The following is a 12,497-nucleotide window of genomic DNA, read 5'->3' on the forward strand; positions in this document are numbered from 1 at the left end:
TTTGATATGCCCCGCCTGACTGAATCGGAAGCCCTAAACCTTTTTTACAAAACACCTTTGGAGGAATTGCGCACGCGAGCGCAGGAGCAACGTTGCTGTTTTCTGCCCGCTTCCAAGGCCACCTACATTATTATGCGCATTGTCAGTTACACAAATATTTGTGTGGCGGATTGCAAATATTGCGCTTTTTACAGGCGCCCCGGAAATCCGGAAGGTTATGTTTTAAGCAAGGAAGAAATTTTCAAAAAAATTGATGAATTGAAAGAAAAAGGGGGAAGTCTGGTTGCCATGGAGGGCGGTTTTAATCCCGCATTGAAAATCGAACATTATGAGAATCTTTTTAAATCGGTTCGGGAACGTTATGGCAATGAAATCGAAATTTACGGTCCCACCGCGGTGGAAGTTTTGTTTATCGCGCGCAATTCCAGAATTTCGGTTATTGAAGCGTTGGAAAGACTGCGCAATGCCGGTCTTTATTGGATTCCCGGTGGAGGCGCTGAAATTTTGACCGATGAATGGCGCCGCAAACTTTCCCCCAAAAAATATTCGGTGAACCAGTATCTCGAAACAATAGAAATGGCCCAGAAGTTGAAGCTGGGTACAACGGCCACGATGACCATCGGTTTTGGAGAACCTTTTGAGGCGAGGGTAGAACATTTGAAAAAAATCAGAGACCTTCAGGGTAAAACAGGTGGATTTGCAAGTTTTCTCTGCTGGACCTATCAGTCGGCTCATACGGCGCTGGGTGGAATCGTTACTTCCAATGAAGATTATTTGCGCACCATTGCGGTGTCCCGTCTTTATCTCGACAATTTTAAAAGAATTCGGGCCTCCTTTTTGACTCAAGGTCCATCTGGTGTGCAGGCACTTCTTTCCGGAGCTGATGATTTCGATATTGTTCTGGAAGATCAGGTAACGCAAAAGGCGGGTGTGCAAATCGAAGATAATATCGGACAGGTCTTGACACGGATTCGGAATGCCGGCATGGAGCCCTTGAGGAGAAAAACATATGCCCCTCCCCAGTGATTTGGAAATTTTTGAAGTATTAAAAAATGTTGTCGATCCCGAAATTCATCTCGACATTGTGAATTTGGGGCTTGTTTATGGTTTTGATAAAAATGAAGAGACAGGACATATTAATGTTCGCATGACTTTGACAAGCCCTGCTTGTCCTTTTGGTCCGGAAATCCAGAGGCAGGCGCATGGTTTGGTTGCCAATTTGCCGAAAGTCAAAAGTGTTCATGTTGAAATTGTTTTCTCCCCTCCATGGGATCCTCGCACAATGGCTTCCGATGAAGCCAAAGATGTATTGGGAATCTTTTAGTTTCTAATTGTCCTCTCTCAAAAATTGTGTTAGTTCTGTGCCTAATGAAAAAATTTCTCGTTTTATTTCTACTTTTATTCTCCATTTTCATTGTGAGTGCACGAACGGAAGCCGCTTCCGTTGCCTTTTCCAAAGGACAGGCGGCTTTTTCGGAATCCGATTTTAAAAAAGCACTTCCCCTTCTTCAAGAAGCCTACAAGGAAGATCCCCAAAATCCAGACCATATTTATCTTTTAGGGTTAACGTATCTTCAATTAGACCAGTATCAAAAAGCTTCTCAGTATTTGAAAGAGTTTTTGGATAAGAAACCTGATTTTGCCGACGCTTATTTTCCCTACGGGCTCAGTTTATATCGCCAAAAGCAATATGCACCTGCGGCTGTTTGGTTTGAAAAAGCCAAAGAAAAAGATAAAAAGGATCCTCTCCCTGTGTTTTATTCAGGTCTGAATCAATATTATCTCGGAGATCCGGAGAAATCGTTAACAACTCTGAAGTTGGTTGATCAAATGGCTCCCAATGCCGAACTGGCTTCCGCTGTCAGTGAGTGGGTAAAAGATATTCAGGAAGGGAAGGTGCCAAAAGAAGGAGCTGAAAAAAAAGAGGAAAAGAAATGGACTATCCGGGTTGCCGGTTCCGCCTTCTACGATTCCAACGTTATTTTGGATCCCGATGAAGGAAACATCGCCGGTTTTCAAACGAATCAGGAAGATGCCATGGCCGCCGGCGCGCTCGATGTAACCTATCTTTTGCATCGTACAGAAAATTCCAAGTTATTTGTTGAATATTCAGGTTATCAAAGTGCTTATGCGAATATCAATTTTGATTTTGATCGCTTTAATTTTGGTCGTCAAACCGGCGGCATCAATTTTTATTACAAAATTAACGACAAACTCAGATGGCGCATGCCGCTTAGCGGCACTTTTGTCAATCTGGGGCTTTCAAAATATGTGTTGATGGGACAGGGAGCCTCTTACTTTGACGCCGCATGGGATAAAAAATGGTTGACTACTTTTTATGGCAAGATGGTGCGCAATGAATATTATGCTTCTCCCACGAATATCGATCAGATCCGTGATGCAACGCAGGCCATCTTTGGTTTTGACCAGTTCTTTTTCGTACCGAATCAAAAGAACATGTATTTCAAAGCCGGTTATCAATTCACCGACAATTTTGCTGTCGGCAATGACTGGTATTATACACAACACGAAATTACAGCAGTCTTCGGCACCGATTTGTGGAAAAAATGGAGCCTCTTTCTGTTGACCGATATCAGTCCCAGACGGCAATTCAAACATGTTGATTCGGTTTACAGTGTCCGGCGCCGCGATGTGATTTATAATAACACGGGGGCCTTGACCTACAAGTTCAACAAGACTTTTTCCGCGACCGGTTCTTATAGTTATTACAAGACGCATTCCAACATCGCCAATTATACCTATCATCGGCAGGTTGCCGGCTTGAGTTTTGCGGCCCAATTTTGAGGGTTACTAGAATAAGGTGAAACGGCCTTTTTATATTGCCCTTTTCGTAACAGTCCTTGTTGTTGCCACCTATTTTGTTTTTCCGGGTTTTATCAAATCCATTGACGGAAAATGGGTTGACAATTATTTTTTCATTCGCGGTCCCCTGAAGACCGCGGGCAATGTTGTCATTGTGGCCATTGATGAACAAAGCATCAATGAAATAGGAAGATGGCCGTGGCCCCGCTCCGTGATGGCTTCGGCGGTGGACAAACTGAAAGAATACGGGATTAAGACACTTGGCTTCGATATTACCTTTTCAGAAACTTCTCCCGAAGATGGCAAACTTGCAGAGGCCTTGAAAAAAATTCCTGATACTACTTTGGGTTATTTTTTCTATGCCACCCCGCAAGAAGCCAAAGATGCCCATTTGAGCAAACAAGAGTTGAAGGAAAACGATCAGACCATTTTCCCTTCCCGACTTTCCATGTCTTCGAAACAACTCGAAACTTCGGGTGAAAAAGTTTATGGTGTTCAAACAAATGTTCCCCAAATTGTTGCGGCGGTATCGAACGAACGACAGGGTTTTTTCAATGTTTTTCCGGACCCCGATGGAGTGATCCGCAGAGCTCCGCTGATTTTGGCCTACAAAGGAAATTTTTATCCCTCTCTTTCCCTGCAATCGGCAAGTTTGGCCGTTGGTTTTTCTCCTTTGCCGATTTTGAATGAAGATGGTGTTTTGCGGGGCATCGCGTTGGGAAATAAAAAAATTCCTCTCAATGACAAAGGAGAGTTGTTTATCAACTATCGCGGAGGGACGAAATCTTTTCCCCATATCAGTATCGCCAATATTTTAAACGGTTCCGTTCCCAAAGAAACTTTGAAAGATAAAATTGTTTTGGCGGGAGCCACGGCTATCGGGATTTATGATATGCGGGTTGCCCCAACAGACGCCGTTTTCCCGGGGATTGAAGTTTCCGCCAATGTTGTCGACAATATCTTGAGCGGTGATTTTGTTGTTTCGGATACCAACACCAAACTCATTTCCTTTGGATTGATTCTTTTTGTCGGATTTTTTCTGGGCCTTGTGATTCCAAGATTTCACGCGTTGGGTGGTTTTTTTGTTTTTATAATTTCGATATTGGTGATTTCGGTGGCCGCTTATTTGTGTTTTTTGAGAGGCTATTTGATCCACAGCTTCGGAGCCACTTTAAACGGTACGTTGGTTTATGGTGGTATTACCATCTACCGCTTTTTCACGGAAGAAAAAGAGCGGCGTAAAATCAAAAAAACTTTTCAACATTATTTAAGTCCTTCGGTTATCAAAGTTCTTTTGGAACATCCCGAGCAATTAAAACTAGGTGGAGACCGCAAAGAGTTGACGGTTCTTTTTTCAGACATCCGGGGTTTTACTTCCAAATCCGAAAAACTTCCGCCGGAAAAGGTGGTTCAGCTTCTCAATGATTATTTTACCGTGATGACGGATGTTGTTTTTGAACATGAAGGAACTGTCGACAAATATATGGGCGACGCGATTATGGCCATTTTTGGCGCGCCCTTGCCGCAGGAGGATCACGCACTGCGTGCAACTCTTACCGCGTTGGAGATGATTGAAAAACTGGATCAGCACAAGGAAGAGTGGTGCAAAAAATACGGCATTGATGAATTAAAAATCGGTGTGGGTGTTCATACCGGTTTGATGGCGGTGGGGAACATGGGATCCGCAAGGCGCTTCAATTATACCGTGATCGGGGATTCGGTGAATTTGACATCGCGCATTGAAGGTCTGAACAAGGATTACGGAACGCAAATTATTATCAGCGACGCTCTCTATCAAAAAGTAAAAGACCACGTAACCGTGCGCGAACTGGGCGTCGCCAAAGTAAAAGGAAAAGAAATTGAAACAAAGATTTATGAATTGGTGGGGAAAAAACAGATTCCTTCATCCCCCAAATAGTGCTCAAAATTCGTCAAGAGTTGACGAAAGTAAATCATCTTCTCTTGTCTCGTTCCAATTTAAAACCCAAAGACTTCGGCACGGATTTTGCTTTTGTAGAAGTTGTGACGGACCTTATTCCCATTGAACGCATTGAAAAGCGGATTTTCCTGTTCCGAGGTCATAAGGTGATGCTTGATTCAGATCTGGCCGAACTTTATGGTGTTAAAACTAAGGTGCTTATTCAGGCGATCAAAAGAAATAGTGAAAGATTCCCCGAGGATTTTATGTTTCAGCTGGAAAATCAGGAGGTTATGCTTTTGAGGTCCCAAATTGTGACCTCAAACAAAGGACGTGGTGGACGACGTTTTGCACCTTATGCTTTTACCGAATATGGGGTTGCCATGCTTTCCAGCGTTCTCAATAGTCGTCAGGCTATTCAAGTCAATATTCAGGTAATGCGAACATTCGGACGGCTACGAGAAATGTTGATGACTCACAAAGACCTTGCCCAAAAACTTATCCAACTTGAAAAAAAATATGATCACCAATTCAAAATTGTTTTTGATGCTATCCGGGAACTTATGGCTCCGCCACCACTCCCACCTAAAAAACGCATTGGGTTTTGAGGGTTCTTAAGATTCCAGTGTTGCAGTACTTTGCGAATTCCGTTACCTTCCCTTATCAAAATGCGCAAAATCTTTGGGGGGGTTTTATTTTTAGTCTGCTTGTTTTTTGTCGGCCTCGTGCATGCCGGCTCTTATTATCCCTTTGGTGGGTGGCGTACGATCAACACGCCCCATTTTTCAATCCAATATCATCAAAATATTGAAGAGATTGCCAAACGGTCTGCCGATTATTTTGAAGAGGCCTATACTATTTTGAAGCCCAAATTTCAGTGGGAGCCGTGGGGACGCACGCAGGTGATCCTTATCGATAATAATGATGATGCAAATGGTCTGGCTACAACACTTCCCTATAACATGATTATTCTCCGGATTGTTCCTCCCGATCCCGAAAGTTCTCTCAATACCTACGATGACTGGCTTAAAACGTTGATTACCCACGAACTCACACATATTCTTCATCTTGATGCGTATGGTGGTTTTTGGAAACCGTGGCATTATGTTTTTGGAAAATTGATTTCACCGGCGGCATTGACTCCAAACTGGGTGAAAGAGGGGTTGGCCGTGTTGCAGGAAACCGAAGAAACTAAAGGAGGGCGGGGGAGGGCTTCCTATAGCGAGATGCTGGTGCGCACCGCCGTTTTAAACAAGCAGTTCCCAAGCATTGACCGTGCCGATGGTTTGCAATGGAAATGGCCCGCAGGACAAACCCAATATATTTTTGGCGTCAAATTTTTGATGTATCTTGAAAAACGTTTTGGTTGGGAAAAGCTTCAGGTTTTTAATCGTGTTACCCAACGCAATTTTCTGATCAGCGCCGTGAATCATGCCGCCAAGAAAGCTTTTGGCGTTAGCCTTTATCAACTCTGGCGCGACTGGCAAAAGGAATTGGGCGAAAAATATGCAGTATGGGATGAAAAAATAAAATCGGAAGGGATGACACAACTGGAACCTTTTCTCGGAGGAAAAGATTCCTATTATCTTCCGACATTTTCGAGAGACGGGAAAAAACTGGCCTATGTGACTTACAATCCTCGCAAGGCAACAATGCTTTGGTTGAAAGATTTGGAGACGGGTAAAGTCGAAAAATTGTCAGACAAAACTCCCACGCAAATTAGTTTTTCTCCCGATGATAAATCCATTGTTTTTGCCTCCATGGGAACATTCAAACGGTACCAGCATTACCTTGATCTCTATCAAATTGATCTTGAAACGAAGAAGCTGACACGTCTGACAAAGGGGGAGAGGGCAAGAGATCCGGACTTTATGCCCGACGGAAAGAGAATTGTTTTTGTTTCAGGCGAGGCGGGCAAAGATGTTTTGAAAATTTATGATGTAGAAACGAAATCCATCACCACATTATTGAGTGATGTAAAACCGTTCACCCAATTTGCTAATCTTCGCTATTCACCGGATGGAGCGCATTTGGCCCTTGTGCGATTTCAAAAAAATGTGGGCTGGGAACTTTGTATCTTCGCGGCCGATGCTACATCGAAACCCTGCATCAAAAATAACGGCATTCATGTCAATTCCCGTCCGGAATGGACTCCGGATGGACGATGGATTCTTTTTGTCTCCGATGAAGACGGAACCAACAACCTTTACGCCTATGAATGGCGTTTCAATAAGCTACAGCGGGTCAGCCGCGTGGAGACGGGACTCTTTGAACCGGCAATCTCCAAAAACGATCAAACTTTATTGGGAAGATATTATACCGGAGAAGGTTATGAAATTCGCAAAGTGCCTTTGCAGTTGAAAATTTTTGGGGAGGACTATGGACCAGAGACCATGGACCATGGACCGAAAACAAAAAAATCGGGAAAGAAGAAAGATGAGAAAAAAACAAATTTGCCTTCTTATGAAAAAGAAGAAAATTCCAAAGTGGGGGAATATGCACCCCAAAAATATAATCCTTTTGGAAAATCCCTCTTTCTTCCCCGCTTTTTGCTTCCGGGTGTAAACTTTTTGGGAGACAGTTTTCTTTTCACCGCATTCACTGGTGGGGCGGATCCTCTTCGTTATCACAACTGGATGGCCGGCGGCAGTTTTCGCACAGATGCAAATTATTTTGGCTACACCGCCCGTTATTATTACAACCGCTATGCCCCCATCATGGGTATTGGCATCGATGATCAGGCGGTTGATTATGGAACGCTCGTTTTTAGCAACAGCAACAGCTATCGCTTTTTTGAACAGCGCCGCAATGCCAGTGCCTTTTTGTCGGTACCGGTTGGCACCAAACAGGCGTTCGGATTTTCCTATTTTTACGAAGACCGAATACCGATCACCCACATTTTGCCGAGCGAAGCCAATGCCCTAAATCTGGGCGTTTTTGCCGGTATCAACATGAGCTATACCTACGGAGAGGGGAAAAGTTATCCCGCTTCCATCAGTCATCCTGAAAAAGGACGCATTCTTCGTTTGAACGGAACAATCACCGACAAGCGGCTTTTGTCGGCCGACAAAAATGAACAACGAATTTTTGCGGGAGATTTTCGCCAGTATATTCCGTTATGGGCCAATCAGGTTTTGGCTCTTCGCGCGGCAGGCGGCATTGCCTTTGGGGACCAGATTTTCCCGGGAACATTTACTCTGGGAGGTGCTCTTGGAGAGGGTGCTTTGGCCACCGGTTACAGTTCACGCTATTTCAATTTGAGAGGTCTTCCCGTGGCAGCTTTTGTGAAAGATCGTGCCATGCTTTTGTCCGGTGAATATCGTTTTCCTCTTGTTTCACCACAGCGGGGCATTGGAACATGGCCTGTTTTTTTGAAAGATATTCACGTTGCCGCCTTTGCCGATTTTGGTGATGCGTGGAATACCCGAGATCCCCAACCGAGAAATTTTTCCAAGTTTTTCGATCCTTTCATGTTGGGTATTGGCGGAGAATTGCGCGGTGATTTTGTGCTTGGGCACGGGCTTCCCCTCTCAGGTCGTTTAGGTTACGGCATCATTGTTCGTAATCGGGCACGTCTGGTGAATTTGAAGGATCCTATCCTCGGAACTCTTGCCAAGAATGGTATTCTGATTCTGCAATTTGGAACTTCCTTCTGAGACCACAGACTATGGACCACGGACTATGGACTAAATATAAAAAATATATGGTCCATGGTCTATGGTCTATGGTCCTTTTTTTTGTTTTCGTTGATTTTTCTTCCGCCGTTTTTGCCAAATCACTTCCCCCCATTTTACAAGTGATTCAAAAAGGGCCGGCCGATCTCGATGATATTAAGGATCTCGTCTATTACCGTTGGTATGAGAAAGCGTGGGAGGCACTACAAAAATATTCTTCGGAAGATGAAGAGGTTTTACTGCTGAAAGCCAGAGCCCTTGCGGGGATGAAACACTATGATGAAGCACTTCCTTTGTTTCGTGATTTAGTTCTTCATGCCGACTCCCCCAAAATAAGACATGAGGCACTGTTGAAAGAGGCAATGGCATTGACAAAGCTGAAACGCTATTCCGAAGCCTTGAAAAAATACAAACGGCTCATCGCTCAGGAAGGAAAATCAAAGAAAAAGAATCTTGTCTGGAGGACTGCGAAGACAGCAATTGAAGCAAAAGATTACACAGAAGTTTTAAAAATGCTGGGAGGTTTATCCGGACCGGAGGTCCTTTGGTGGAAAGGCTGGGCTCATTTTCAAATGCAACATTACCGTCTCGCTTTGCAAAGTTGGGACCGGATTCGCGGATCAGGAACTGTGGTGCGCGTAAAGAAGCGCCGTGGTCGTCATCGAGTGGTGCAAAAAATAAAGAGTGGAGGCGCCTTGCCGTCGCAAGTCCTTTATTGGAAGGCAATGGCCTTGAAACGGTCCGGACAGGATGAAGAAGCTACGGGATTGCTTCAACAAGTAGTTTCAAAATATCCGGTCTCTTACTATGCAGTTTTATCCTTGGCGGCTCTTTATCCTGATGAATCCGATTTTGAAGCGGCCATAAAATCTCTTTGGAAAGAAAATACGAATGGAAAATTTTTGGGACTCTATCCGAGGAAATATGCAATCGTGATTGAAAAAGAATCGAAACAAAAAGGGCTTGATCCTAATTTGGCTTTTGCACTGATTTGGCAAGAATCTCGTTTTCAGGAGAGTGTTATAAGCCCCACAGGTGCCATCGGATTGATGCAGTTGATGCCTCAAACAGCACTGCAAGTTGCCAATGGCGCTAAGTTGAAAAATTTCGATCTTCCTTCCATTTTTGAACCCGCCGTAAATATCCATCTTGGAATTCTCTATATGAAGTTTCTGAAAGAACTTTTTTTCGATCAACTGCCTTATGCCATTGCCTCTTACAATGCGGGAGAAGAGGCCGTAAGCCGTTGGCTTAGTCTGCGCGATCATGACTCTATGGAAGTTTTTATCGAAGAGATTCCCTTTGCAGAGACACAAAACTACACCCGAAAAGTTCTGCTAGCCTACTGGATGTGCCGCTGGCTCTACGAAGGCAAAACCCCCGAACGTTTCACCCCGAATTCCACCGGACATTGATTTTGTGAAAAATCTTATGCAATTGACGCGTTCTTTGGCGTCTGGTATTTCGGGCCCAACAATTTATGTTTTTTACCAAGAGCAAGGCATTTTACGATCAGATTGATTGCGTTGCCCAGAATGTTTTGGCGGGGGCAAAGGCTCTTGAAGATTTCATCAGCAATTCTCCCACCTCCGAAAAAAAACTCAGAGAACTTGAAGATATAGAACACACGGGCGACCGCCACACTCATGATGCCATCGAACTTTTAAACAAAACTTTTATCACACCGCTTGACCGTGAAGACATTCACGAATTGATTAGCTCCATGGATGATATTTTGGATTACATTTATGGAAGTGCTGATCGCATGGTTCTGTATAAAATTCCCTATGTCAGCGAAGATCTCAAAGTTTTGTCCCGTGTTTTGGTTCGCACGGTGGAGCAGGTTTGTGAGGCGGCAATATGTCTGAAGGATATGAAAAATTCCCAGATGATTTTGTCGAAATGTGTCGAGATCAGTCGTCTGGAAAATGAGGCCGATGAAGCCCACCGCTTTGCCGTCGCCAATCTTTTTGCCAATGAGAAAGACCCTATTCAAATTATCAAATTGAAGGAAATTCTGGATCAAATGGAAATTGCCACCGATCGTTGCGAGGACGTCGCCAATGTTATTGAAGGGATTGTCCTGAAAAATGCATGAGATTTCTCTTCCACTCCTTGTCCTGTTTATTGCCATTGCCCTAGCTTTTGATTTTATCAACGGATTCCATGATGCCGCAAACTCCATCGCCACCGTTGTTTCCACACGTGTCTTAAGTCCGAAGGTTGCCACTCTTTGGGCCGCCTTTTTTAATTTTGTGGCCGCGTTTTCTTTTGGAACGGCGGTTGCCAAAATGATCGCGAAGGGAATTGTTCAGCCCGATTTTGTCACAGTAAATGTGGTGGTTTGCGGTGTTATCGGGGCCATTGTGTGGGATTTGATCACTTGGTGGTGGGGATTGCCCACCAGTTCTTCACACGCCCTCATCGGCGGTTTTGCCGGAGCCGCGGTTGCCAAGTTTGGGTTGCAGGCCATTCTCTATTCGGGTTTTACAAAAGTGGTTGCCGCCATTTTCATTTCTCCCGCTATTGGTTTATTGCTCGGCTTGTTGCTGATGCATCTTGTGAATTTTATTTGCCGCAACCTGCTTCCGGGCACTGTTAATCGTTGGTTCGGAAAATTACAGCTTCTCTCTTCGGCAATTTTTTCTTTTTCCCACGGTTCCAACGATGCCCAAAAAACAATGGGAATTATTGTGGCCTTGTTGGTGGCTTCCGGTTATTTACCAAAAGAAACCGGTATCCCCATCTGGGTGATTTTTTCCTGCCATGCCGCGATTGCCCTCGGAACCTATTTGGGAGGATGGCGGATTGTGAAAACAATGGGGATGAAGATTGCGAAACTCCGTCCCGTGGACGGTTTTTGCGCCGAGACCGGAGGCGGTGTGATTATTTTGCTGATGTCTCATTTGGGAATTCCCGTTTCCACAACGCATACGATCACAGGAGCCATCGTCGGTGTGGGCGCCACCAAACGTCTGAGTGCCGTGAAATGGGGCATTGCCTCCCGCATTGTCTGGGCTTGGATTTTCACAATTCCCGCGGCCGCCCTGATTGCCGCTTTGGCTTGTAGTTTGTTTGGTTTAAGGTGACGGGTATAGGCGAGATTACTTTTTTTCAAATTCTATTTTCTCAAACAACGGCTTAATTAAAAGCGCATCAAAAAATCTGACCTCGGTTTCATTGTCTAGGAATGGTCTGACGTCTTCAATCACTAATGGCATGTCCATGCCATCTAATTTTACGGTAAGATTTTTTCTTAGCTCATCTCGTGTCCATGTTTTTTCGGAGTCCGGATTTTGTTGTTGTAACCCAGCCTTAAAAAACTCTTCGTTCATTTTTACGTTCTTGGTTAGAAACCAGATCATGTCATATAAGTCCCGACCCTTGGTGTAAGCACGATTCAAAAAGGCCAGCGTTTTTCCGGCCAGCAGAGTCGGCAAATCGTGATGCACTACTGTGAACATAAAATCTTTTTGTAATAGACGTGTTTCGAAGCGGGCAAAAGGAGGAGGATTCGTATCGATTTCTAATTTGATGGAGAGTTTTTGCCCTCGTATTTTGACAATGTCAAACTCCTGCAACACTTCTTTAAATCTCAAAAAAACGCTTTGGACGGCTCCCTTTTGTTTTGTCTTGATGTCGATCTGGAATTTGTAAGTAGTGAGTTGATCAACAACGTATCGTAGCATTTCTTGAAATTTAAAGACCGGATTATTGGCTATCTGTAGGCTGAAGTCCATGTCTTCCGAAAACCTGCGAAGACCGAATAATACGCGAAGCGCCGTTCCGCCCACAAAACTGATATTTTTAAAAAAACCACCATCGTCCAAAATTTTTAGTACAAGGTGCTGAAGCTCTTCTCTAAGCGCATTTTCTCTTTTGACTGGATTTTTCTGATTAGAAATATTTTTTAGAATAATGTCTTTCATTTTCTTTCCTCATCAATCAGCCTAATTAAGACAGAAACTCCGGCCTTCACCTTTTTTGATTTAAATTGCTTAGATAATTTTAAAAGCCGTTTCTTGGACAGTTTTTCATGATTTTGCAGTCGCAGATTTTCTAAAAAATATTCCTCGTCTGTT

General features: G+C 44.0%; 10 protein-coding genes. 9 read left to right on the forward strand and 1 reads right to left on the reverse strand.

From position 1 onward, the window contains the following. Positions 1-6 precede the first annotated feature (6 nt). From HY877_04430 to HY877_04470, 9 genes are all read left to right on the forward strand, one after another. Positions 7-1,026: a CofH family radical SAM protein gene (locus tag HY877_04430; protein ID MBI5299523.1), complete on the forward strand. Its 1,020-nt coding sequence runs from the start codon at positions 7-9 to the stop codon at positions 1,024-1,026. Beyond that, positions 1,010-1,324 (forward strand): metal-sulfur cluster assembly factor, encoded by a 315-nt coding sequence (locus HY877_04435; protein MBI5299524.1) that lies wholly within the window; start codon positions 1,010-1,012, stop codon positions 1,322-1,324. The genes HY877_04430 and HY877_04435 overlap by 17 nt, the downstream gene beginning before the upstream one ends. 44 nt (positions 1,325-1,368) lie before the next feature. Then, a complete protein-coding gene (locus HY877_04440; protein ID MBI5299525.1) occupies positions 1,369-2,805 on the forward strand; it encodes a tetratricopeptide repeat protein in 1,437 nt (478 codons plus the stop codon). 16 nt (positions 2,806-2,821) lie between these two features. Further along, positions 2,822-4,741 (forward strand): CHASE2 domain-containing protein, encoded by a 1,920-nt coding sequence (locus HY877_04445; protein ID MBI5299526.1) that lies wholly within the window; start codon positions 2,822-2,824, stop codon positions 4,739-4,741. A 104-nt stretch (positions 4,742-4,845) separates the two neighbouring features. Continuing rightward, entirely contained in the window at positions 4,846-5,349 is a 504-nt protein-coding gene (locus HY877_04450) for an ORF6N domain-containing protein (protein MBI5299527.1), read from the forward strand. A gap of 99 nt (positions 5,350-5,448) precedes the next feature. Beyond that, the gene (locus HY877_04455) at positions 5,449-8,397 is read left to right on the forward strand and encodes a PD40 domain-containing protein (GenBank protein MBI5299528.1); all 2,949 of its coding nucleotides are present in this window, start codon (positions 5,449-5,451) and stop codon (positions 8,395-8,397) included. Positions 8,398-8,408: 11 nt separating this feature from the next. After that, positions 8,409-9,830, forward strand: coding sequence for a transglycosylase SLT domain-containing protein (locus HY877_04460; protein ID MBI5299529.1), 1,422 nt, complete (start codon positions 8,409-8,411; stop codon positions 9,828-9,830). 65 nt (positions 9,831-9,895) lie between these two features. Continuing rightward, complete coding sequence (locus HY877_04465) at positions 9,896-10,513, forward strand: DUF47 domain-containing protein (protein ID MBI5299530.1); 618 nt, start codon at positions 9,896-9,898, stop codon at positions 10,511-10,513. Then, positions 10,506-11,504, forward strand: coding sequence for an inorganic phosphate transporter (locus HY877_04470; GenBank protein ID MBI5299531.1), 999 nt, complete (start codon positions 10,506-10,508; stop codon positions 11,502-11,504). The genes HY877_04465 and HY877_04470 overlap by 8 nt, the downstream gene beginning before the upstream one ends. 15 nt (positions 11,505-11,519) lie before the next feature. On the opposite strand, the gene HY877_04475 is transcribed toward HY877_04470, so the two are convergent. Then, positions 11,520-12,344 carry a nucleotidyl transferase AbiEii/AbiGii toxin family protein gene (locus tag HY877_04475; GenBank protein ID MBI5299532.1) on the reverse strand — a complete coding sequence of 275 codons (825 nt, stop codon included), beginning with the start codon at positions 12,342-12,344 and terminating at the stop codon, positions 11,520-11,522. Positions 12,345-12,497 lie beyond the last annotated feature (153 nt).

The sequence above is a fragment of the Deltaproteobacteria bacterium genome, from assembly GCA_016213065.1.
Classification (GTDB): domain Bacteria; phylum UBA10199; class UBA10199; order SPLOWO2-01-44-7; family SPLOWO2-01-44-7; genus JACRBV01.